The sequence below is a fragment of the Achromobacter semiaridum genome, assembly GCF_053543755.1.
Window position 1 is genome coordinate 44,768 of the sequence record NZ_JBLVOL010000020.1, and the last position, 22,124, is coordinate 66,891.

Genomic DNA, 22,124 nt, shown 5'->3' on the forward strand with positions numbered 1-22,124 from the left:
CGACGGGGGCGGGGTTGGTGGACAGGTCGGTGACCAGCCAGGCGCTGGCCACGTCGCGCATGAAGCTGCCGATGTTGCCCAGGATGGTGGCGCCCCACAGCACGGCGAACAGCGTGTGCTTCAAGGGCGCCATGCCGCCCACGGCGGCGGCGGGCGGGGTGATGCGGTCAGGTCCGGCCATGCAGGCGCTCCGTCAGGTCATGCCAGGCGACCAGGACGAATGCCCCGGCCAGCCCCAAGTGTTCATAGAACGCGTTCATTGTCATGAAGCGCGCGTCGGCGGGGGCTTCCCAGTAGCGGTTGGCCATCAGCGCCGCCACGGCGGTGAACAGCGCCAGCGCCAGCGCGCCCAGCCAGCGCAGCCGCCCGGACAGGATCAGGGCGCTGGCGCCCAGTTCCAGCACGATAACGGCGACGGCGGCCGGCGCGGCGGGTTGCAGGCCAAAATGCGCCATCTCGGCCTGCGCGCCCGCAAAGTCCAGCAGCTTGACCAGGCCGCCCTGGATATAGGCGCCGCAAAGCGCCAGCAGGGCCAGCCAGCGCACCGCCTTCGAGGTCAGCGGACGGGGCACGGTCATACCGCCCAGCACGCGCAACCCAGCGCGCCCCAGAAGCCTTTCAGGTCCGACACGGGCAGCTTGCTGGCCCAGGCGCCCGCATGCTGGTGGCCGTGCACATTGCAGTCGTTCGCGCAGGCGCAGCCGGCGGCCGCTTCGCGCAGCGAGGTCTGCAAGGGCTTGCCTTCGGTGTCTGCCCAGGCGCCGTAGCCGCCGAACAGACGCGTGGGCGACCAGTCGGGCATGGCGGGCGGGGGCGCCGCGTCGTCATGGGCCGAGAATTCGCCCGCGCCCCACACCACCTTGCCGCCCACCACGGTAAGCAGGCTGCTGGTGTCGGCGATATCGGATTCCGGGCACGCGAAGAAGTCGCGGTCGGGCACCACCAGATCGGCCAATTGGCCCACGGCGATGCGGCCTTTCTTGCCTTGTTCGTTCGAGAACCAGGTGACGTTCTCCGTCCACATGCGCAGCGCGGCGTCGCGGTCCAGGCAGTTGCGTTGCGGCGTCAGGCGCATGCCGCCCACGGTCTTGCCGGTGATCAGCCAGGACAGCGACACCCACGGGTTGTAGGACGCGACGCGCGTGGCGTCCGTGCCGGCCGACACGTTGACGCCTTTCTCCAGCATGCGCTTGACGGGCGGGGTGGCCTCGGCCGCGCCGGCGCCGTAGCGTTCAACAAAGTACTCGCCCTGGTAGGCCATGCGATGCTGCACGGCCACGCCGCCGCCCAGCGCCGCGATGCGGTCGATGGACTTTTCGGAAATGGTTTCCGCGTGGTCAAAGAACCAGTTCAGCCCGGCCAGCGGCACGTCGCGGTTGACGCGTTCAAACACGTCCAGCGATCGGCTGATGGTTTCGTCATAGGTGGCGTGCATGCGCCACGGCCAGCGGTTCTGCGCCAGGATGCGCACCACTTCTTCCAATTCGCCTTCCATCTCGGGCCCCATCTCGGGGCGCGGCTGGCGGAAGTCTTCGAAGTCGGCGGCCGAGAACACCAGCATTTCGCCCGCGCCGTTGTGGCGGAAGTAGTCGGTGCCTTGCTTGTATTGCGACGTGGCCGTCCAGTTCAGGAAGTCTTCTTTTTCCTGCTTGGGCTTTTGCGTGAACAGGTTGTAGGCCAGGCGGATCGTCAGCTGGTTGGCGTCGGCCAGTTGCTGGATGACCTGGTAGTCCTCGGGGTAGTTCTGAAAACCGCCGCCCGCGTCGATGGCGCCGGTGACGCCCAGGCGGTTCAGTTCGCGCATGAAGTGGCGGGTGGAGTTGACCTGGTATTCCAGCGGCAGCTTGGGGCCCTTGGCCAAGGTGGCGTACAGGATCGACGCGTTGGGCTTGGCCAACAGCAGGCCGGTGGGGTTGCCGGCGGCATCGCGCACGATTTCGCCGCCCGGCGGGGCGGGCGTGGTCTTGTCGTAGCCCACCGCGCGCAAGGCAGCGGCGTTCAGCAGCGCGCGGTCGTACAGATGCAGGATGAACACGGGCGTATCGGGCGCCACGGCGTTCAGTTCCTCGATGGTGGGCAAGCGCTTTTCGGCGAACTGGTGCTCGGTGAAGCCGCCCACCACGCGCACCCACTGCGGGGCGGGGGTAATGGCGACCTGGCGGCGCAGCATGGCCATGGCGTCGGACAGGCTGCGTACGCCGTCCCAGCGCAATTCCATGTTGTAGTTCAGGCCACCGCGGATGATGTGCAGGTGGTTGTCGATCAGGCCCGGCAGCACGCCGCGTCCGTTCAGCGCGATCACCCGGGTTGCGGGGCCGGCCAGCGGCAGGATGTCGGCGGCGGCGCCCACGCGCGTGAAGCGGCCTTCGCGGATGGCGACGGCGTCGGCCACGGGGTTGGCGGGGTCCAGCGTGGTGAAGCGACCCTGGTGCAGGATCAGGTCGGGGGCTTGGGTGTCAACCATGGCGCTTGTCTCCACATGCATCGGCGGTTGTTTCAGAGGGGGCGGACGCCTTGGGGCAGCTGGGCAGTTCGCCGAACATATGCGGCTTGACCTGCTCGTGCAGCCAGGACGTGCGCGTGGCCGGTTCGGCCATCATGCGCTTGACCAGCGGGGGAATCTGTTCGCCCGCCAGAATGCCCAGAAGGCCTACCAATGCAATGACCGGTGGCGCGGGCGAGCGCACGTTGAACAGCGCGTAGATCACGCCGACCAAAAGGCCAAGCGCCAGCGAAACAAGGTAGACCTTCATGGGCGGCTCCTATCAGGCTTCGTGCGCGTTGAACATGGACTTGGCGTAGAGGATGCCCAGGCCATAGGCGCCGCCAAACTTCTTGGCGATGCCGGTGGTCATTTCGTAGCTGTCGGTGCGGGCCCAGTCACGCTGCATTTCCAGCAGGTATTGCAACGCGGTGATCGGCTGGCCGCCGGCTTGCACGATGCGTTCGATGGCGCGGTTGTGCGCTTCCACGGACACGTCGCCGCAGGCGTCGGTGATCACATAGACTTCAAAGCCCTGGTCCAGCGCCGACAGGGCCGGGCCGACGATGCACACGCTGGTCCACAAGCCGGCCAGCACGATGCGCTTCTTGCCGATTTCGTTGACCTGTTTGATGACGGCGGCGTCTTCCCAGGTGTTCATGGACGTGCGGTCCAGCAGGGCCTGGCCGGGGAACGGCGCGGTGACTTCGTCGAACATCGGGCCCGAAAAGCTCTTTTCGGCAACGGTGGTCAGGATGGTGGACGCACTGAAACCGGCGGCGGCGTGCGCCACCAGCGCAGCGTTGTTGCGCAGCGTGACGGCGTCGATGGAATGGGTGGCAAATGCCATTTGCGACTGGAAGTCGATCATGATCAGCGTGTGGTCCTGCGGGGACAACAGCTTGGCGCCGGGTTTGGCGAAGGCGGTAACGGACATGGTGTGGCTCCTTGGATGCCGTTTGGAAACCCCCGCAATGTGCCTGCGTCATGTGGCGATGTATTGAACGATTGTCCGGCGCTTTGAAGATTGTGACTGCCCACGCCCCTGCGTTCCGGCGTCCCCATGCCTTGGCGCTCCGGTACCAGTGCCTTGTTGTGCGCGGAACAATTTTGCAATGGCTTGTAAAAAAGACGCGCGGGGTCGCAGCCGGCATCGCACTGGTTTGGTGCCCGGTGCCGGATATCGGGCATGGCCGCGCGTCATTGCGTGCGCCGTGGCCGGCTGCGGGCAGGATTTCACGGGCGTCATCCCGTTGCCCGGGCGCGCGCAACGCGGCTGTTCCGCTGGCACACATGTTGCTTGGTCATTGCATGGTTATGGCTTTTTCATGGCTTGCGCATGGCCTGTTCATCGCTTGCGTATTGCTGATTTATTTCATTGGCTTGTTGCTACGATCGACCGTCGTGCCCCGCCGGTAAACAGCATACGGGCAGGGTGCGCCGCCCGGACGAGACCAGCGTGACCGCAGTGTGGAGATTTTCATGAAGCATCTCATCAAGCACGTGACCCGCTATCGCTATGCCGCCCCGGTCAACTACACCATCCAGACGCTGCGGCTGACGCCCCGGCGCGACGACCACCAACATGCCTTGCGATGGCAGATCCAGACGCCCGGCGAAATCCAGCCGCAGGTGGATGCGTACGGCAACGTCACGCACACGTTGACGCTGCACCGCACCCATAGCGAAATCGAGATTCATGCGGTGGGGCAGGTTGACATCCATCCGCTGGCGCAGGGCCGCGTGGGCGATGAAGACGAACGTCTGCCGGTCTACATCTACGGCGTGCCCACCGCGCTGACCCAATGCGACGATTCCATCCGCGCGTTCTGCCGGCGCGTGGTGCCGCGCGGCGTGCACAGCGCCGACGACGTGCTGATGCTTAGCGCCGCCATCCGCGAACACGTGGCGGTTCAGCCCGGGCTGGGCGGCCCTGCCATGACGGCCCCGCAGGTGCTGGCGGCGCGGCGCGGCGGCAGCCAGGACCAGACCCATCTGCTGTTGGCCTGCGTGCGCGCCATGGGCACGCCGGGCCGCTTTGTCAGCGGCTATTGGCACGAAGCCGGCGATGACGCCGCCAGCCATGGCTGGGCCGATGTCTGGCTGGCCGGGCACGGCTGGGTCAGCGTGGACGTCAGCCACGCGGCGTTTGCCTCCGACGGCCATTGCCGCCTGGCGGTTGGGCGCGATTACGAATCTGCCTCGCCCGTGCGCTGGTTGCACGGCACGGCGGCTACGCTGTCGATGGACGTATCGGTACAGGTGCAGGTGCAGGTGCAGTCAAGCCACTGATTCTTTCAATTTTCCATTTGCTACCCCGCGTTTGCCACCCGCGCCCCCATAATGCAAGACGGCCACCGCCGACCCGGAGAAGGCTTTGACGATCCACGTAGCGCTCAAGCACGTCACGCAATACAACTATGACCGTCTGGTCAGCCTTTCCGCCCAGGTGCTGCGCCTGCGACCCGCCCCGCATAGCCGCACGCCCATCCTGTCGTACTCGCTGACGGTGGAGCCCGCCGAGCACTTCCTGAACTGGCAGCAGGACCCGTTCGCCAACTACCTGGCGCGGCTGAATTTTCCGAACAAGACGCGCGAATTCAAGATCACTGTGGACCTGGTTGCCGAAATGGCGGTCTACAACCCCTTTGATTTCTTTCTGGAACCCGACGCCGAGGAATTTCCCTTCACCTACGACGATGGGCTGGCGCGCGAACTGGCGCCGTACCTGATCCGCGACGAGGCCACGCCCCGATTCGCGGAATTCCTGTCGCGAGTCGATGTGCGGCGGCAACGCACGGTGGACTTCCTGGTGGCGCTGAACCAGCAGGTGCACAAGGAAATCAGCTACCTGATCCGCATGGAACCCGGCGTGCAGACGCCCGAGGAAACGCTGGCGCGGGCGGCGGGATCGTGCCGCGATTCGGGCTGGCTGCTGGTGCAGGCGCTGCGCCACCTGGGGCTGGCGGCGCGTTTCGTGTCGGGCTACCTGATCCAGCTCAAGCCGGACGTGCGCGCGCTGGACGGCCCCAGCGGCGCGCAGACCGACTTCACGGATCTGCATGCGTGGTGCGAAGTCTATCTGCCGGGCGCCGGCTGGATCGGGCTGGATCCTACCTCCGGGCTGCTGGCCGGCGAAGGCCACATTCCGCTGGCCGCCACGCCCGAACCCGGCAGCGCCGCTCCCGTGACGGGCGCGGTCGACGAGGCCGAGGTGGAATTCACGCACACCATGTCCGTCACGCGCGTGTTCGAATCGCCGCGCGTCACCAAGCCATATAGCGACGAGCAATGGCGCGCCATCCTGGACCTGGGCGACAAGATCGACGACCGGCTGGACCAGATGGACGTGCGCCTGACGATGGGGGGCGAGCCCACCTTCGTCTCGGTGTCCGACCGCGAGGGCGCGGAATGGAACACCGCCGCGCTCGGCCCCACCAAGCGCGGCTATGCGCTGGAACTCTTGAACCGCTTGCGCACGCGCTACGGCGGCAACGGCTTTGTGCACCTGGGGCAGGGCAAGTGGTATCCGGGCGAACAATTGCCGCGCTGGGCGCTGTCGATCTATTGGCGCGCCGATGGGCAAGCATGCTGGGACGACCCGACGCTGTTCGCCGACGAGCGCCAGCGCAGCGCGTACACGGTGGCGGACGCCAAGCGCTTCGTCACGCGGCTGTGCGAGCGGCTGGAAGTGGACGCACGCCACGTCGTGCCGGGCTACGAGGACGTCTTCTACTACCTGTGGCGCGAACGGCGGCTGCCGGCCAACGTGGACCCGTTCGATTCCCGGTTGGACGATGAAATGGAACGCGCGCGCCTGCGCCGCGTGTTCGAGCAGAAGCTGGACAGCATCGTCGGCTATGCGCTGCCGATCCAGGCGGGCGAGGGCGGGCCGTGGGTGTCCGGCCCCTGGTTCCTGCGCGACGAACGCATGTACCTGTTTCCCGGCGATTCGCCGATGGGCTTGCGCCTGCCGCTGGACTCGCTGCCCTGGGCGGCCGAGGCCGATGCACCGGTGGTCACGGAACGCGACCCCTTCGATACCCGCCGTTCGCTGCCGGGGCCGACGCAGTTGGTGGCGCAGAGTCAGCGTAATGGCGCGTCCGCGGCACCGGGCGCGCACCCGCCCGCCAAGTTCGAATCCGCCGCCAACCTGACCCGCACCGCCATGTGCGTGGAAACGCGCAGCGGCATCCTGTATGTGTTCATGCCGCCCTTGCCGCGCCTGGAAGACTATCTGGCGCTGGTGGCGCAGGTGGAGGGCACGGCGCGCGATCTGGGCGTGAACATTGTGCTGGAAGGCTACCCGCCGCCGCGCGATCCCCGCTTGAAGGTGCTGGCGGTTACGCCGGACCCCGGCGTCATCGAGGTCAACATCCACCCGGCCGCCAATTGGGCCGAACTGGTGGACCACACCGAATTCCTGTACGAAACCGCCTTCGAGACGCGGCTGTCCACCGAAAAATTCATGGCCGACGGGCGCCACACCGGCACCGGCGGCGGCAACCACTTCGTGCTGGGCGGCGCCACGCCGGCCGACAGCCCGTTCCTGCGCCGCCCCGACGTGCTGGCCAGCCTGTTGGCGTACTGGGTCAATCATCCGTCGTTGTCGTACCTGTTTTCCGGGCTGTTCATCGGCCCCACCAGCCAGGCGCCCCGCATCGACGAGGCGCGCAACGATCAGGTCTACGAGCTTGAACTGGCATTTCAGGAAATCCACCGGCGCTGCGCCGAACAGGGCGAACAGGTGCCGCCCTGGATGATCGACCGCGCGCTGCGCAACATCCTGGTCGACGTGACGGGCAACACGCACCGCTCGGAATTCTGCATCGACAAGCTGTATTCGCCCGACAGCGCCACCGGCCGGCTGGGTTTGCTGGAACTGCGCGCCTTTGAAATGCCGCCGCATGCGCGCATGAGCCTGGCGCAGCAGCTGCTGCGGCGCGGCCTGGTGGCCCATTTCTGGAAATCGCCCTATACCGCGCGCCTGACACGCTGGGGCACCGAGCTGCATGACCGCTTCCTGCTGCCTACCTTTGTGAAAATGGACTTCGAGGACGTGCTGTCCGATCTGAACGAGGCGGGGTACGGCTTTGACGCCGCATGGTTCGCGCCGCATTTCGAGTTCCGCTTTCCGCTGTTCGGCGACGTGGCGGCGCGCGGCATCCACCTGGAACTGCGCGGCGCGCTGGAACCCTGGCACGTGATGGGCGAAGAGGGCTCGTCCGCGGGCACGGTGCGCTACGTGGATTCGTCGTTGGAACGGGTGGAAATCCGGGTATCGGGCTTGAACGACAACCGCTATGTTGTCACGGTCAATGGCCGCGCGCTGCCCTTGCAGCCGACCGGCCGGGTAGGCGAGTACGTGGCGGGCGTGCGCTACAAGGCATGGTCGCCGCCGTCGGCGCTGCATCCGACGATACCGGTGCATGTGCCTTTGACGGTGGATATTGTCGATACCTGGAATCAACGCTCATTAGGGGGCTGCAAATACCATGTCGCGCATCCGGGCGGGCTGAATCCGGAATCGTTCCCGGTCAATTCCTACGAGGCCGAGAGCCGGCGCCTGGCCCGTTTCGAGAAAATCGGGCACACGCCGGGCCGCATGGACGTGGCGCCGGCGCAAGTGGGCCGTGAATTTCCGTTCTCGCTGGATTTAAGGCACGATTGACCCCTTGTTGGAATTTGAACCCCGGCGCCCCCGTCGCCTTTTGAAGCCCCATGCCGCAATTTCTTTTTCAGACCGATCCGTCGCAGGATGTCGCATCCCTGGCGGTTCATGCGGCGCTGCCCGCGCGGCCTGGGCACTATGACGAACTGCGCGCGCCGCCCGATGCGTCGGGCGCGACGCGGCTGCGCGAACCGTGGCCCCAATTCTTCGAGCTTCTGGGCACCAGCGGCTTTGCCGACCTGGACCGGCGCGTGGACGTGGTGGCGCGGCAAATCCGCGAAAACGGCATCACCTACAACATCTACGCCGAAGCCAATGGGTCGGCGCGGCCGTGGTCGCTGGACCTTTTGCCCTTTGTCATCAACGACACCGACTGGGCGGCCATCGAACAGGGGGTATGCCAACGCGCCGGCCTGTTGAACCGCGTGCTTGCCGACGTCTACGGCCCGCAAACCCTGCTGGCCGACAAGCTGATACCGCCCGCGCTGGTGTTCGGCCATCCGGGTTATCTGCGGCCCTTGCGCGGCTACCAGCCGCCAGGCGGCACCTACCTGCACATCGCGGCGTTCGATCTGGCGCGCGCCGCCGATGGCGGCTGGTGGGTGGTGTCGCAACGCACACAGGCGCCATCCGGGTTGGGGTATCTGCTGGAAAACCGGCTGACCATTTCGGGCATGTTCCCCGAGGCGTTCAAGCAGTTGCGCGTGCAGCATCTGGCCACCAGCTACCGGCGGCTGATGGACATGCTGTACAAGCTGAGCCCGGGCGGGCTGCCGGCGCATACGCCGCCGCGCATCGTGCTGCTGACCCCGGGGCCGTACAACGAAACCTATTTCGAACAGACGTACCTGGCGCGCTATCTGGGCGTGACGCTGGTCGAAGGCGGCGACCTGGTCGTGCGCGACAAGATGCTTTACCTGAAAACGCTGCACGGGCTGGAACGCGTGCACGCGGTGCTGCGCCGCCTGGACGACGATTTTTGCGACCCGCTTGAGCTGCGGTCGGATTCCACGCTGGGCGTGCCGGGGCTGTTGCAGGTGATGCGCGCGGGCAATGTGCTGGTGGCCAATTCGCTGGGCGCGAGCTTTCTGGAGTCGCCCGCGATCAACGGCTTTTTGCCCGCCATCAGCCGCCGCCTGTTCGATGCCGATCTGCTGTTGCCGTCGTTGCCTTCGTGGTGGTGCGGCGAGGCCGCCGCGCGCGAACAGGCGTTGGCGAATCTGCCGGGCATGGTCATCAAATCCACCTACCCCAGCAATATGCGGGGGGGCTTCGAACCCGTCATCGGCGGCGCCGTGCCGCCGTCCGACACCGCCGCGCTGCATGCGCGCATCGCCGACAACCCCGACGCCTATACCGTTCAAGAATATCTGCCGCTGTCACAGGCGCCCAGCTGGAGCGCGGGCCACATCGTGCCGCGCGCGGCGATGCTGCGCGTGTTCGTCATCGCCGATGGCGAGGGCGGTTGGAACGTGCTGCCGGGCGGCCTGACGCGCATCGCCAGCCGCGAACAGCAGATTGTGTCGATGCAGCGCGGCGGCAGCAGCATGGACACCTGGGTCACCACGCGCGGCGCGGTCGATATGTTCTCGATGCTGCCCGTGCAATTGCGGCTGGAGGACATTGCCCCCGCGCATCGCCCCGTGTCCAGCCGCGCCGCCGAAAACCTGTTCTGGATGGGCCGCTACACCGAACGCGCGGAAAACGATGTGCGCCTGGCCACGGTGGCGCTGACCTGGCTGAACAGCGATGAAGACAATGCCGGCGAACTGTTCGCCGCCGTCGACACGCTGTGCCGTCGCAGCGGGCTGGTGCCCGCCGCGCCCACCTTGTCGGCGCGCATGTTTGAATCCACGCTGGTGGCCCATCTGGTCAGCGACGACGCGCAGGGCGGCGTGGCGCGCAACCTTGGGGCGCTGGCCTTTGCCGCCGGCCAGATCCGTGACCGCCTTTCGCCCGAGCATTGGCGGCTGGTGGTGACGGCGCATGAATGGTTCATGCGCATGGCGTCGGCGGGCAAGGGGCGCGATACCGCCGCGGCGGTGTCCGCGCCCGTTTCCGCGCCGGACGTGCTGCGCGGCTTGCGCAACCTGGGCATGCAGCTGTCGGCAATCACGGGTTCGCAAACCGACCGCATGACGCGCGACGACGGCTGGCGCCTGTTGACCATCGGCCGGCAGATCGAACGCCTGGCCGCCATGGCCGGTTTGCTGGGCGAACTGTTCCGCCGCAACGCGGTGCTGGGCGATAGCGGCTTGAACATGCTGCTGGACCTGTTCGACAGCAAGATCACATATCGCGCCTATTACCCTGGCCGCCAGGAAGTGCCCGCGTTGCTGAACCTGCTGGTGCAAGAGCCCGCCAACCCGCGTTCGCTGACCTGTGTGCTGAGCGTGTTGCGCAAAGAGCTGGCGCGGCTGCCCGATACCGTGGCGGGGCCGGGCAGGGATCTGGTGAACCTGCTGCCGGCGGAAGGCGTGGGCGTGTCGTTGGCGGATTTATGCCAACAGACCCAGGGCCTGTACGCGGGCGTGCTGACGTTGTGCACGCAACTGGAACTGGCCGCCAGCGCCTTGTCCAACGAGATCAGCCTGCGGTATTTCAGCCATGCGGCCGGCCATGACCAAACGCTTACCGCGTAACTTGCGAGGCATGCCGACATGAACGGGGTGACGCTGATCGTCGACCACGAAACCGCGTATCGCTACGATTCGCCGGTGGAACTGGCCCACCATCTGGGCTATCTGCGCCCCTTGAACGATGCGTGGCAGGTGCTTGAGGCTTACGCGCTGGAGGTCACGCCCGTGCCGCCCGGCATCACCGAGGCGGTGGATGGCTTTGGCAACACGCGCTGCACCTTCGCGCTGTACGCGCCGCACGAGGCGCTGACGGTGCGCGCCACCAGCCGCGTTACGGTCCATCCGCGCTTTCAGGCGCTGGACGCAGCGCTGGGTTTGCCCTGGGAGGCCGCCGCCCAGCGCCTGCGTTATGACCCGGCCTTGCCCTACGCGCCCGAGGTCGAATTCACCTTCGCGTCTCCCTATATACCGATGCATGCCGAGCTTCGGGCATACGGCTTGCTGTCGTTCACCCCGGGCCGCCCGGTGGCCGAGGCCGCGCTGGACCTGATGCACCGCATCCACGCGGATTTCACCTACCGGCCCGCGCACACTCAGGTGTCCACGCCGGTGCTTGATGCGTTCCAGGAACGTATCGGCGTATGCCAGGATTTTGCGCATGTGATGATCGGCTGCCTGCGCGCGCTGGGTTTGCCGGCGCGTTATGTCAGTGGCTACCTGATGTCGCAACCGCCGCCCGGCAAACCGCGCCTGATCGGCGCCGACGCCTCGCACGCCTGGGTGTCGGTGCACTGCGCGGGGGTGGACATCAATGGGGGCTGGATCGACCTGGACCCCACCAACGACGTGGTGCCGGGCACGGCGCACGTGGTGCTGGCGCATGGCCGCGACTACGGCGACGTCACGCCCTTGCGCGGCGTGATCCGGGGCGGCGGCCATGAATTGAATGTGCGCGTAACCGTCGCGCCCATAGACGAGTTTCCGACAGGGACTGATGCATGAGCTATTTCTTCGACGCGATCAACCGCCAACTGCGCGCCCCGAAACGCCAGCGCGTGCGGCATGCGCGCGCGAAGGCCTTTCAGTGCGTGTGCGGGCAGCCCGTTTTCTTCAGCAATACCGAATGCCTGAACTGCCACCGACAGCTGGGGTTTGACCCGAAGCGCGGCCACGTGATCGCGCTGGACGACGCGCCGGGCGGCATCCTGCGTGAATCGGGCAAGGTGCGCGGCAAAACGTACAAGCGCTGCGGCAACTTCAGCCTGCCGGCGCTGTGCAACTGGCTGGTGCCCGCGCAGTCGCCCGACACGCTGTGCCTGGCCTGTAACCTGAACCGCACCATCCCGGATCTTTCCGTACCGGAAAACGGCCCGCTGTGGTTCAAGGTTGAGGCCGCCAAGCGCCAGATGATTGCGCAGATCATGACGCTGGGCCTGCCGATCCGGCGCTCGGTGGCCCCTGACGACGGCGGCCTGGCGTTCGACCTGCTGGCGCCCGTTGACGATGGCACCCCCTTGCTGACCGGCCACGCGCAAGGGCTTATCACCATCAACATCCGCGAGGCCGACGACGCCTACCGGGTGAAAGTGCGTGAAGACATGCACGAGCCGTACCGCACCCTGCTGGGCCACTTTCGCCACGAGATTGGCCACTATTACTGGGACCAGCTGATTTCGCCCGGCCCGTGGCTGGAACCGTTCCGGCAGGTCTTCGGCGACGAGCGCGCCGACTACGGCGAGGCCCTGCAACGCAACTACGAACAAGGCCCGCCCGCCGATTGGGAACTGCACTACATCAGCACCTATGCGTCGTGCCACCCATGGGAAGACTGGGCCGAAACCTGGGCGCACTACCTGCACATGATGGACACGCTGGACACCGCGATCAGCTTCGGCGTGACGCGTACCGCCGTCGAACAGTCCTACGAGCCCTTCACCAAAGAAGCCCTGTATGACCCCGAAGACCCCGACGGCCAGGCGTTCCTGGACCTGGTCAACGCCTGGGTCGCCCTGACCGGCGTCCTGAACGAGCTGGCCCGCAGCATGGGCCAACGCGACTTCTACCCCTTCGTCCTGCCCGCCGAGGTGATCGGCAAGCTTCAGTTCGTGCACCGGGTAGTGAAGGGCGCTTCGGCGGGGTGAGAGGGCGGTGGGCGCGGAGAGTAAGAGGCAAACGAAGCGGAAAATGAAGCGGCAAATGAAGCGGCAAATAAAGCGACAAAAAACATGGCCCGCATGCTGGCTCTGGACTCCATGAAAGCGAAGATCAGCGCGGTCGCGCAGGTGGAAACCGCGCATGGCCGTTTGCGGAAAGAAGCCGCCTTGCCGATCTTGCTGCCCGCCCTGTATGGCGGGGTGGATGACGCTCCGTGACCGGACTGCACCAAGCGCTACGCCTGCCCGACTGGGTGTGCATGGCGTCCATGCCCGTTGCCCAGGCGGCGGAGCACCTGCTTGCCGCCGTGGGCGATGAGGCCTTGGCGTGGCGCCAGGCAACCTTGGCGATGAGCCCCGGGCGGCGCGCCGAGTTCGTGGCGGGTCGGGTGTGTGCGTGGCGGGCGTTGCAAGAGGCGGGGGCGAAAAGGGCGGGGGCGAAGAGGGTGGGGGCGAAGAAGGCGGGGGCGACGGATCAGGGGCCGGTGTTGCCGGTGGACCAGCGTTTGCCGGTGTGGCCGGCGGGGTGGTTGGGCAGCATCAGCCATAGCGGGGCGTGGGCGGTTGCGGCGGTGGCTTCGGCAGCGCGGTGCCAGGCGCTGGGGCTGGACTTGCAGGACTTGATTGCCCCGCAAACCGTGGTGGACGTGCAGCCACTGGTGGCAACCGAGCGCGAACTTGCCCGCATGGCGGCGCACTTGGATCGCGGGCATGCGCTGACCTTGTTGTTTTCCGCCAAGGAAGCGCTGTACAAGGCGCTGTATCCGCGCCTGCGCAGGTTCCAGGATTTCGATGCGGCCGAACTCACGGCGATGCGCGCGAGCAGGGCAGAAGTGACGCTGACCCTGACCCGCGATTGGGATGACGCGGAGTGGCGGGCCGGGCAGGCGCTAAGCGTGCGCTACGCCTGGGTGGCCGACGGGGTGCTGACAGCCTGCTGCGTGGCGGCGCGTGGGGCCGGCGCCTAGGGCTGAGTGCCCGCGACGACCTCAGCCCGGCCCCGACCCACCATTCACACCGTCAGACTGATCCAGGTCGTCTTCAAGTCCGAATACTTGTCCAGCGCGTGCAGGGACTTGTCCCGGCCCGACCCCGATTGCTTGACTCCGCCGAACGGCACCGTGATGTCGCCATCGGCGTAGCAGTTGACCCAGACCAGGCCGGCGCGCAGGCGGCGCGACAAGCGATGCGCGCGCGACAGGTTGGCCGTCCACAAGCCCGCTCCCAGTCCATAGACCGAGTCGTTGGCCAGCGCAATCGCTTCGTCTTCGGTGCCGAAACGTTGCGCCGCCAGCACCGGGCCGAAGATCTCTTCGCGGACCAAGGCGGAATCCTGGTGCGCGCAATCGAAGATGGTCGGTTCGATGTAGTAGCCGCCCGTGTCGCTGCGCGCCTGCTTGCCGCCGATGCGCAAGGTGGCGCCTTCGGACTGGCCGGCGGCGATGCGGGCCAGCACCCCCTGCATCTGGCGTTCGTCCACCATGGCGCCCATGGCGGTGGCCGGGTCCAGCGGGTCGCCCGGCTGCAAGGTGGCCGCAAAGGCGGCGACTTTGTCCATGAAGGCGTCGTAGATGCCGTCCTGCACGTACAGGCGCGAGCCGGCGATGCACACCTCGCCCTGGTTCGAGAAGATGGCCAGCGCGGCGGCTTGCGCGGCGCGGTCCAGGTCGGGGCAGTCGTCAAACACGATGTGGGGCGACTTGCCGCCACATTCCAGCCATACGCGCTTCAAATTCGATTCGCCCGCATAGCTCATGAAGCGCTTGCCCGTGGCGGTGGACCCGGTGAACGCCACGCAGTCCACGTCCGGGTGGCGGCCCAGCGCCTGCCCGGCCACCGCGCCCAGCCCCGGCACCACGTTGAAGACGCCGGCGGGAATGCCGGCTTGTTCCGCCAGCGCCGCCAGCCGGATGGCCGACAGCGAGGCCTGTTCGGCCGGCTTCAGGATGACGCTGTTGCCCGCCGCCAACGCGGGCGCGACCTTCCAGGCGGCCATCATCAGCGGGTAGTTCCACGGCACCACGGCGGCGACCACGCCCAGCGCTTCGCGCGTGATGGTGGCTAGCGCGTCCGGGCCGGTCGGGGCGATCTCGTCATAGATTTTGTCGATGGCTTCGGCGTACCACGCATAGCAGCGCGCGGTTTCCGGCACGTCGAAAGCCAGCGCGTCGCGGATGGGCTTGCCCATGTCCAGCGTTTCCAGCAGCGCCAGTTCTTCGGTGTGTTCGTCGATGAGGCGGGCCAGGCGCAGCAGGCGTTCCTTGCGTTGGCGCGGGGCCAGCTGGCTCCAGACGCCGGCTTCGAAGGCGCGGCGCGCGGCGGCCACGGCGCGGTCCACGTCGGCCTGGCCGCAGGCGGCCACGTCGGCCAGGCGGCGGCCATCGATGGGGCTGGAGGCGGCAAACGTGGCGCCGTCGGCGGCGTCGCAGTAGGCGCCGTCGATGTAAGCGCGGCCGTCGATGCGCAGCGTGGCGGCGCGGTCATGCCAATAGGCGCGATCGTGTTGGCTCATGCGGGTTCTCCGGAATGAAGGCGGTGCGGGGTGGGGGAGGCGGGGGCCGTATCGCTGTGCGCGTTGGCGCGCGCGACCATGGCGTCCAGCAGCACGTTGCAGCCCGCTTCCAGGTCGGCGGGCTTGGCGTCTTCGATTTCGTTGTGGCTTACGCCGTCCTTGCAGGGCACGAAGATCATGGCGGTGGGCGTGACGCCGGCCATGTAGACGGCGTCGTGACCGGCGCCGGTGACGATATCCATGGCGGCCAGGCCACGGCGCGTGGCGCCGTCGCGCACCTTGGCGACCAGGTCCGGGTCGAAGGGGGTGGGGGGGAAATACTGCACCTGCTTCACGTCCACTGTTACGCCGTGGCGTTCGGCGACGTCGGTGCAGGCGGCCAGCCAGCGCGCGTCCATCTGCGTCAGCGTGGCTTCGTCTTCATGGCGCAGGTCCACGGTGAAGCGCACCTGGCCGGGGATGACATTGCGCGAGCCCGGATGCGCGTGGATTTCGCCAACCGTGCCGCGCCCATGCGGCTGGTTGTCGTTGGCGATGCCGATCACCGCCTGCAACAGGAAGGTGGCCGCGTACAGTGCGTCGCGGCGGATGGGCATGGGCGTGGGGCCGGCGTGCATTTCCATGCCGGTGATCACCACGTCGTACCAGCGCACGCCCAGCGACCCGGTCACCACGCCGACCACTTTGTCTTCATGTTCCAGGATGGGGCCTTGTTCGATGTGCGCCTCGAAGTACGCGCCGACCGGGCGGCCACCCACGGGGTCCGCGCCCGCGTAGCCGATGGCGGCCAGTTCGTCGGCCACGGACTTGCCGTCGTGGTCGCGCGCATTCAGCGCCACTTCCAGTGGGAATTTTCCGGCGAACACGCCGGAGCCCATCATCACGGGCAGAAAGCGCGAGCCTTCTTCGTTGGTCCAGATGGCCACTTCCAGCGGGGCCTCGGTGATGACGCCATGGTCGTTCAGGCTGCGCATGACTTCCAGCCCGGCCAGCACGCCGTAGCAGCCGTCGAACTTGCCGCCGGTGGGCTGCGTGTCGATGTGGCTGCCGGTCATGACCGGCGGCAGGTCATTGTTGCGGCCGGCGCGGCGGGCAAAGATGTTGCCCACCTGGTCCACACGCAGCGTCATGCCGGCCTCGCGCATCCAGCCGGTGACCAGGTCGCGGCCCTGGCCGTCCAGCGCGGTCAGCGCCAGCCGGCAGTTGCCGCCCTTGGGGGTGGCGCCGATCCGCGCCAGGTCCATCAGCGACTGCCACAGCCGCTGTCCGTTGATCGAAATCGTGCTTGTCATGGGTTCACGTCCTGTCAATGATCGTTATTGGCGGGGTTGGCGGGGGCGTTGCCGCGCGCGATGCGGGCTTGCGCGGCTTCTCGGATGCCCATCAGCGTTTCGCCCGGGGCAATGCCGTTGGCGTCGTAGCGGATTTCCAGCAGCGCGGGCAGGCTTTCCTTGTCGGCAAAGGCCAGCGCGCGTTCGAACGCGGGTCCGAAATCTTCCGTGGTCTCCACGGCTTCCCCGTAGCCGCCATAGCCCCGGATGATCTGCGTGAAGTCGGGGTTTTCAAAGCCCAGCGCAATCGTGCGGGCGGGGAATTCGCGTTCCTGGTGGGCGCGGATGGTGCCCCAGATGCTGTTGTTGAACACCAGCACGACCACGCCCAGCTTGTACTGCAAGGCCACGCCCAGTTCCTGCATGTTCATCTGAAAGCAGCCGTCGCCCGCATAGCACACCACGGTGCGAGCGCGGTCTTCCAGCTTGGCCGAAATAGCGGCGGGCAAGCCATAGCCCATCGACCCGACCGTGGGCGTCAGGCTGGTGCCCGGGCCGGTGTAGCGGCGATAGCGGTGCGGATACAGCGCGTAGTTGCCCGCGCCCACGGTGATGCAGGCGTTGGCGGGCAGGTGCGCGTCCACATAGGCGGCGGCCGCGTCCAGGCTCATCGGGCCGGGCGCGGGCAGCGGGGTCAGGCTGTCCACCAGTTGCTGATGCGCGATGCGCACGGCGTCGCCGCGCGGCTTGGCATGGCCGGGCGCCAGGTCCGCCACGCTGGCGGCAAAGCTGGCCACATCGGCCACGATGGCCTGCGTGGGCGAAAACACGCGACCCAGTTCGGCGGCGTCGGGGTAGACGTGGATCAGCTTCTGGCGAGGCAGCGGGCTTTCGATGACGCTATAGCCTTCGGTCGTTGCTTCGCCCAGGCGCGTGCCCACGGCCAGCACCAGGTCGGCGTCCTTCAGGCGCTGGCGCAGTTCGGGCGTCATGGCCCAGCCGACGTGGCCGGCGGCGTTGGGGTGGCGCTGGTCAAAGCACTCCAGGCGGCGCCACGCCGTGCCCACGGGCAACTCGAAGCGTTCGGCAAAGCCGGCAATCTGGTCGATGGCGGTCTGGTGCCATCCGTTGCCGCCCAGCAGCAGGAAGGGGCGTTGGGCGGCGTTCAGCAATTCGGTCATGCGCGCCAGGTCGGCGGCGCCCGGGTGGCTGTGCACGCGCGGGTAGCGTGGCAGGTCCGCCACGCGCGCCGTGCCCCACAGCGTGTCTTCGGGCAGTGCCAGCACCACGGGTCCGGGCCGGCCGCTGGTGGCCACGGCGAAGGCGCGCGAAATGAATTCGGGGATGCGGTCGGTGCGGTCGATCTGCGCCACCCACTTGGCCATTTGCCCGAACATGCGGCGGTAATCGATTTCCTGGAAGGCTTCGCGTTCCATGAAGTCGTTGCCGACCTGACCCACGAACAGGATCATTGGCGTGGAGTCCTGGTAGGCGGTGTGCACGCCGATGCTGGCGTTGGTGGCGCCCGGGCCGCGCGTGACGAAGCAGATGCCGGGTTCGCCCGTCAGCTTGCCATAGGCTTCGGCCATGTACGCCGCGCCGCTTTCCTGGCGGCAGACCACGGGCTCGATGGCGTCGGTGTGTTCGTTCAGCGCGTCGATGCACGGCAGGTAGCTTTCGCCGGGAATCATGAACACGCGGCGCGCGCCATGGATGCGCAGCTGCTGCATCAGGATCTGGCCGCCGTTGCGTTCGGGAAGTGCGGATGACGTCATGCAAGGTCTCCTTGTTGTGGGACGGCCTGCGCGCGGCGCTCGGCGGCCCATCGTTCGAATTGGTCATGGCGCGCCAACAGGCGGCGCGCGGTGTTGTAGGTGGGCGGGTCGATGCGTTCGGCGTCGTGGCGGCCGGCGCGTTGGGCCTCGAAGCGGGCCACGCAGTCGCGCGCGGTGTCCACGTCCGGCGCAGCGGGAGTGAACACCTCGTGGATCAGGGGGACCTGTTCGGCCACCGTGGCGCATTTGGATTTCAGGCCCAGGCGACGCGCCCAGCGCAGGTCCGCTTCCAACGCGGGCAGGTCGCGGTAATTGAACGGGCAGTCGATCGGCACGCAGCCGGCGGCGGTGCAGTCCACCAGGAAGCGGGCGCGCACGGCGTGCAGTTCGATGCCGTCCTTGCCGCGCTCGGCGCCCAGGCTGGCCGTCAGGTCTTCGGCGGCCAGCAGGCAGGCGGACACGCGCGGGCTGGCGGTCAGGATGTCGTAGGCGCGCACCAGCCCCAGCGCCGATTCCAGCGTGGGCACGATCTCGGTGCTGCCGGCAGCCAGGCCCAGTTCGGCTTCCAGCGCCGTGATCGCCTGATCCAGCGCAATGATCTGCGCGGCGCTTTCGGCGTGCGGCAGGAATACCGCATCCGGCGCACCGGGCATCACGCCACGCAGGTCGGCCAGCCCGTCGTCTTCCAGCTTGTTGATGCGCACGGCCGCCACCACGCCTTGCGCGCGGCACGTGGCAAACAAGGCGGCAATGCGCGGACGGGCAGCGGGCCGTTCGACGGGCGCCGTGAATTCTTCCAGGTCGGCCACCAGCGCGTCCGTGCCGCTTGCCAGGCCCGCGGCCTGCGCGGCGGCGTCCATGCCGGGCACGAACATCCAGCTGCGGCGCAGCGCGGCGGGGCGGCGGAGATATGGGGAAGTAGTCATTGCACGTGCCTCGGCAGGAACAGCACCAGTTCAGGAACAAACGTCAGCAGCAACATCACGGCGGTCATGGCCAGCATCATCCAGGACAGCGGGCGCAGCGTTTGCATCATATTGATGCCGCCGATCTTGCAGGCGGCCATCAGGTCGACCCCGACCGGGGGCGTATTGGCGCCGATGGCCATGTTGATGGACAGCAGGATGCCGAAATGCACCGGGTCGATGTTGTAGTGTGCCAGCACCGGCATCACCACGGGGGCCACGATGATGATGACGGGGATGGCTTCCATGAAGGTGCCCAGCAGCAGCAATACCACCGTCAGCACCAGCAGCACGGCCGTCTTGCTGTCGGTCCAGTCCACCAGCAGCGTGGACAGGGCCTGCGGCACCTGTTCGGCCACCAGCACCCAGGCGAAGAGGCCCGAGGCGCCGATGATCAGCAGGATCGACGCGCTGCTTTCACCGGTGGACTTCAGGTTGTCCCACAGCGATTTCAAGCTAAGCGTGCGGTACCAGAAAAAGCCGATCAGCAGGGCGTAGACAATCGCGCTGGAGGCCGCTTCGGTGGCGGTGAAGATGCCAAAACGGATGCCGCCGATGATCAGCACCGGCACCATCAGCGCGGGCAGCGCATCGATGGCGGCCGCGCGCAGTTCGCCCCAGGAAAACGGCTGGCCGCCCGCCCAGTTGTGCTTGCGCGACTGCCAGATGGCCACGCCGATCAAGGACAGGCCCAGCAGGATGCCGGGGATGATGCCCGCCACGAACAGCTTGCCCACCGACGTGTCGGTGATGGTGCCGTAGACGATCAGCACGATGCTGGGCGGGATGATGGTGGACGTGGCGCCCGCGCTGCCCACCAGCGCGCAAGAAAAACCCTTGTCGTAGCCGCTGCGCGCCATGGCGGGCAACAGCAGGCTGCCGATGGCGACCACGTCGGCCACGCCCGAGCCCGATAGCGCGCCGAACATCAGGCAGGCCAGCACGGCCACCACGGCCAGGCCGCCCTTGATGTCGCCGACGATGGCGGCGCACAGGCGCACGATGCGTTGCGTCAGGCCGGCACCGTTCATTAGTTGCGCGGCCAGGATGAATAGCGGGATCGCCAGCAGGGTGAAGCTGTCCAGCCCCACCACGTACTGCTGCGCCGCGACCATCATGGGCGCCGAGTCATACACGGCCAGGTAGGCCAGGCACGACAGCACCAGGCCGAATGCAATGGGCATGTCGATCAACACCGTGATCGTGAACACGCCCATCAAAAAGAGAGCACCCGAAGACATCTTGTTATTCCTTTGCCGTGGCGGGGGTGGGCGCGAACAGTTGCGCCAGATGGACGACGATGGTGACCGCGCAGGCAAACGGCAACGCCAGGTAGACCGTGCCGGCGGACACGTCCAGCGCGGGCAGCGTCTGGTCGCCCGTAAGCTCGGCCAGCTGCCAGCCCGCGTAGCCCAGCGCGGCCAAGCCCACGATGACCAGCGCCTGGTTCAAGCGCTCGAAGGCATTGAGCACGCGCGGGCTGCGCACCACGAAGGGCAGCAGCCCGGCCATCAGATGCGAGCGTTCGTAGCTGCACGCCACGCCACCGATGAAGGCCGACCACACCAGCACCAGGCGCGGCAATTCCTCGGCCCAGTGCGGCGTGGTGTGCATGACGAAGCGCGAGAACACCACGTAAGAGATCAGGATCGCCAGCAAGGCCACCGCCAGGGCGGCAAAGGCCTTGCTGATGCCCGACAGGATGGCGGACAGTCGGTTAAGCATTACTTGGCCTCGCGGTACTTCTGCACAATCGCCATCAGCTCGGGGCCGTAGGTGACCGAGTAGGTCTTCCATACGGGCTGCACGGCGGCGGCAAAGGCGGCCTTGTCGACCTCGTTGACCTGCATGCCTTTTTCTTTCAGCTGGGCCACGAACTGCTGGTCGCCGTCGGTGATCATCTTGCGCTGGGCGTCGCGCCACTTGTCGGCGGCGGCCTGCACCACCTTCTTGTCATCGGCGGAAATTCGGTTCCAGACCGGCTTGGAAATGATCAGGTTGGCCGGGCCCCAGACGTGACCCGTCAGCGACAGGTACTTCTGCACTTCGAAGAACGACGAGGTGTAGATGATGGACAAGGGGTTTTCTTGCGCGTCAAACACCTTTTGCTGCAAGGCCGAGTACAGCTCGCCAAAGGCCAGCGGGGCCGGGTTGGCGCCCAGCGCGGTAAAGGTGTCCAGACGCATCTTGTCAGGCGTGACGCGGGTTTTCAGACCGGCCAGATCGGCGGGCTTGTTCACGGGGCCGCGATTGTTGGTCACGTGGCGAAAGCCGTTTTCCCACCACGAAATGATCGTCAGGTTCTTCTTGTCGGCCAGCTTGGCCAGCGCCTCGCCCAGCTCGCCGTCATAGGCCTTGTACGCTTGTTGCGACGTGGACCACGTGTACGGCAGTTCGACCACGCCGAACTTCGGTTCAATCGGCTGCAACGAACCCGAGCCGATGATGGCCGCGCCCTGGCTGCCGATCTGCAAGCCTTCCAGCATGGTCTTTTCGTTGCCCAGCTGGCCGCTGGGAAACAGCACGAAGTTGATGCGGCCGGCGGTCTTTTCCTTGACCTCGGCGGCAAAACCCTCGGCCGCCTTGTTCCAGCTGTGGCTGGGGGCCAGCACGTGGCCCAGCTTGATGTCCATCGCATGGGCCGACAGCGGCGCAAAGCCGGCCATCGCGACAAGGGCGCCGCCGATCAGGGCGCGAAACGTTTGGGGTGCTTGGG

At 66.9% G+C, this 22,124-nt stretch carries 18 protein-coding genes; 6 read left to right on the top strand and 12 right to left on the bottom strand.

Going from position 1 to position 22,124, the window contains the following annotated elements:
* The 5 genes from ACNPP0_RS06970 to ACNPP0_RS06990 form a co-directional block, all read right to left on the bottom strand.
* On the bottom strand, positions 1 to 181 hold a 181-nt coding region (locus tag ACNPP0_RS06970; protein ID WP_448705416.1), incomplete at its 3' end, for an MFS transporter.
* Positions 168 to 578, bottom strand: a complete 411-nt coding sequence (locus ACNPP0_RS06975; protein WP_332608260.1) for a DoxX family protein — start codon at positions 576 to 578, stop codon at positions 168 to 170. The genes ACNPP0_RS06975 and ACNPP0_RS06970, both read right to left, overlap by 14 nt.
* Positions 575 to 2,464 carry an amidohydrolase gene (locus ACNPP0_RS06980; RefSeq protein WP_448705417.1) on the bottom strand — a complete coding sequence of 630 codons (1,890 nt, stop codon included), beginning with the start codon at positions 2,462 to 2,464 and terminating at the stop codon, positions 575 to 577. Before ACNPP0_RS06980 ends, ACNPP0_RS06975 begins: the two co-directional genes overlap by 4 nt.
* Entirely contained in the window at positions 2,457 to 2,753 is a 297-nt protein-coding gene (locus ACNPP0_RS06985; RefSeq protein ID WP_046807071.1) for a XapX domain-containing protein, read from the bottom strand. The genes ACNPP0_RS06980 and ACNPP0_RS06985 overlap by 8 nt, the downstream gene beginning before the upstream one ends.
* A gap of 12 nt (positions 2,754 to 2,765) precedes the next feature.
* Positions 2,766 to 3,419: an isochorismatase family protein gene (locus tag ACNPP0_RS06990; RefSeq protein ID WP_448705418.1), complete on the bottom strand. Its 654-nt coding sequence runs from the start codon at positions 3,417 to 3,419 to the stop codon at positions 2,766 to 2,768.
* Positions 3,420 to 3,964: 545 nt separating this feature from the next.
* On the opposite strand from ACNPP0_RS06990, the gene ACNPP0_RS06995 reads away from it, so the two are divergent.
* The 6 genes from ACNPP0_RS06995 to ACNPP0_RS07020 all read left to right on the top strand — a co-directional run bounded on the left by ACNPP0_RS06995 (position 3,965) and on the right by ACNPP0_RS07020 (position 13,853).
* Complete coding sequence (locus ACNPP0_RS06995) at positions 3,965 to 4,774, top strand: transglutaminase family protein (protein ID WP_448705419.1); 810 nt, start codon at positions 3,965 to 3,967, stop codon at positions 4,772 to 4,774.
* Positions 4,775 to 4,859: 85 nt separating this feature from the next.
* Positions 4,860 to 8,153: a transglutaminase family protein gene (locus tag ACNPP0_RS07000; protein WP_448705421.1), complete on the top strand. Its 3,294-nt coding sequence runs from the start codon at positions 4,860 to 4,862 to the stop codon at positions 8,151 to 8,153.
* 50 nt (positions 8,154 to 8,203) lie between these two features.
* Positions 8,204 to 10,795 (top strand): circularly permuted type 2 ATP-grasp protein, encoded by a 2,592-nt coding sequence (locus ACNPP0_RS07005; RefSeq protein WP_448705422.1) that lies wholly within the window; start codon positions 8,204 to 8,206, stop codon positions 10,793 to 10,795.
* An 18-nt stretch (positions 10,796 to 10,813) separates the two neighbouring features.
* The gene (locus ACNPP0_RS07010) at positions 10,814 to 11,734 is read left to right on the top strand and encodes a transglutaminase family protein (RefSeq protein WP_448705423.1); all 921 of its coding nucleotides are present in this window, start codon (positions 10,814 to 10,816) and stop codon (positions 11,732 to 11,734) included.
* Positions 11,731 to 12,873: a zinc-binding metallopeptidase family protein gene (locus tag ACNPP0_RS07015; protein ID WP_332608253.1), complete on the top strand. Its 1,143-nt coding sequence runs from the start codon at positions 11,731 to 11,733 to the stop codon at positions 12,871 to 12,873. Before ACNPP0_RS07010 ends, ACNPP0_RS07015 begins: the two co-directional genes overlap by 4 nt.
* A 227-nt stretch (positions 12,874 to 13,100) precedes the next feature.
* Positions 13,101 to 13,853: a 4'-phosphopantetheinyl transferase family protein gene (locus tag ACNPP0_RS07020; protein ID WP_448705424.1), complete on the top strand. Its 753-nt coding sequence runs from the start codon at positions 13,101 to 13,103 to the stop codon at positions 13,851 to 13,853.
* Positions 13,854 to 13,897: 44 nt separating this feature from the next.
* Here ACNPP0_RS07020 and ACNPP0_RS07025 read toward each other — a convergent pair whose 3' ends face one another.
* From ACNPP0_RS07025 to ACNPP0_RS07055, 7 genes are read right to left on the bottom strand one after another with little or no spacing between them, the layout of a single operon-like run.
* Positions 13,898 to 15,397: an aldehyde dehydrogenase gene (locus tag ACNPP0_RS07025; protein ID WP_448705425.1), complete on the bottom strand. Its 1,500-nt coding sequence runs from the start codon at positions 15,395 to 15,397 to the stop codon at positions 13,898 to 13,900.
* On the bottom strand, positions 15,394 to 16,689 hold the full coding sequence (locus ACNPP0_RS07030; RefSeq protein ID WP_448705426.1) for a Zn-dependent hydrolase: 1,296 nt from the start codon (positions 16,687 to 16,689) through the stop codon (positions 15,394 to 15,396). The genes ACNPP0_RS07025 and ACNPP0_RS07030 overlap by 4 nt, the downstream gene beginning before the upstream one ends.
* A 14-nt stretch (positions 16,690 to 16,703) precedes the next feature.
* Positions 16,704 to 18,443 (bottom strand): thiamine pyrophosphate-binding protein, encoded by a 1,740-nt coding sequence (locus tag ACNPP0_RS07035; protein ID WP_448705427.1) that lies wholly within the window; start codon positions 18,441 to 18,443, stop codon positions 16,704 to 16,706.
* Positions 18,440 to 19,369 (bottom strand): HpcH/HpaI aldolase/citrate lyase family protein, encoded by a 930-nt coding sequence (locus ACNPP0_RS07040; RefSeq protein ID WP_448705428.1) that lies wholly within the window; start codon positions 19,367 to 19,369, stop codon positions 18,440 to 18,442. The genes ACNPP0_RS07035 and ACNPP0_RS07040 overlap by 4 nt, the downstream gene beginning before the upstream one ends.
* Positions 19,366 to 20,649 carry a TRAP transporter large permease gene (locus tag ACNPP0_RS07045; RefSeq protein ID WP_332608246.1) on the bottom strand — a complete coding sequence of 428 codons (1,284 nt, stop codon included), beginning with the start codon at positions 20,647 to 20,649 and terminating at the stop codon, positions 19,366 to 19,368. Before ACNPP0_RS07045 ends, ACNPP0_RS07040 begins: the two co-directional genes overlap by 4 nt.
* Positions 20,650 to 20,653: 4 nt before the next feature.
* Positions 20,654 to 21,133 carry a TRAP transporter small permease gene (locus ACNPP0_RS07050; RefSeq protein ID WP_448705429.1) on the bottom strand — a complete coding sequence of 160 codons (480 nt, stop codon included), beginning with the start codon at positions 21,131 to 21,133 and terminating at the stop codon, positions 20,654 to 20,656.
* Positions 21,133 to 22,074 carry a TRAP transporter substrate-binding protein gene (locus ACNPP0_RS07055; protein ID WP_448705444.1) on the bottom strand — a complete coding sequence of 314 codons (942 nt, stop codon included), beginning with the start codon at positions 22,072 to 22,074 and terminating at the stop codon, positions 21,133 to 21,135. The genes ACNPP0_RS07050 and ACNPP0_RS07055 overlap by 1 nt, the downstream gene beginning before the upstream one ends.
* Between the last annotated feature and the right edge of the window lie 50 nt (positions 22,075 to 22,124).

Excerpts from the sequence above, each read along its gene's own strand:
- ACNPP0_RS06975 (WP_332608260.1), bottom strand. The coding sequence starts at position 578 with ATGACCGTGCCCCGTCCGCTGACCTCGAAGGCGGTGCGCTGGCTGGCC.
- ACNPP0_RS06980 (WP_448705417.1), bottom strand. The coding sequence starts at position 2,464 with ATGGTTGACACCCAAGCCCCCGACCTGATCCTGCACCAGGGTCGCTTC.
- ACNPP0_RS06985 (WP_046807071.1), bottom strand. The coding sequence starts at position 2,753 with ATGAAGGTCTACCTTGTTTCGCTGGCGCTTGGCCTTTTGGTCGGCGTG.
- ACNPP0_RS06990 (WP_448705418.1), bottom strand. The coding sequence starts at position 3,419 with ATGTCCGTTACCGCCTTCGCCAAACCCGGCGCCAAGCTGTTGTCCCCG.
- ACNPP0_RS06995 (WP_448705419.1), top strand. The coding sequence starts at position 3,965 with ATGAAGCATCTCATCAAGCACGTGACCCGCTATCGCTATGCCGCCCCG.
- ACNPP0_RS07005 (WP_448705422.1), top strand. The coding sequence starts at position 8,204 with ATGCCGCAATTTCTTTTTCAGACCGATCCGTCGCAGGATGTCGCATCC.
- ACNPP0_RS07010 (WP_448705423.1), top strand. The coding sequence starts at position 10,814 with ATGAACGGGGTGACGCTGATCGTCGACCACGAAACCGCGTATCGCTAC.
- ACNPP0_RS07015 (WP_332608253.1), top strand. The coding sequence starts at position 11,731 with ATGAGCTATTTCTTCGACGCGATCAACCGCCAACTGCGCGCCCCGAAA.
- ACNPP0_RS07025 (WP_448705425.1), bottom strand. The coding sequence starts at position 15,397 with ATGAGCCAACACGATCGCGCCTATTGGCATGACCGCGCCGCCACGCTG.
- ACNPP0_RS07030 (WP_448705426.1), bottom strand. The coding sequence starts at position 16,689 with ATGACAAGCACGATTTCGATCAACGGACAGCGGCTGTGGCAGTCGCTG.
- ACNPP0_RS07035 (WP_448705427.1), bottom strand. The coding sequence starts at position 18,443 with ATGACGTCATCCGCACTTCCCGAACGCAACGGCGGCCAGATCCTGATG.
- ACNPP0_RS07040 (WP_448705428.1), bottom strand. The coding sequence starts at position 19,369 with ATGACTACTTCCCCATATCTCCGCCGCCCCGCCGCGCTGCGCCGCAGC.
- ACNPP0_RS07045 (WP_332608246.1), bottom strand. The coding sequence starts at position 20,649 with ATGTCTTCGGGTGCTCTCTTTTTGATGGGCGTGTTCACGATCACGGTG.
- ACNPP0_RS07050 (WP_448705429.1), bottom strand. The coding sequence starts at position 21,133 with ATGCTTAACCGACTGTCCGCCATCCTGTCGGGCATCAGCAAGGCCTTT.
- ACNPP0_RS07055 (WP_448705444.1), bottom strand. The coding sequence starts at position 22,074 with ATGGCCGGCTTTGCGCCGCTGTCGGCCCATGCGATGGACATCAAGCTG.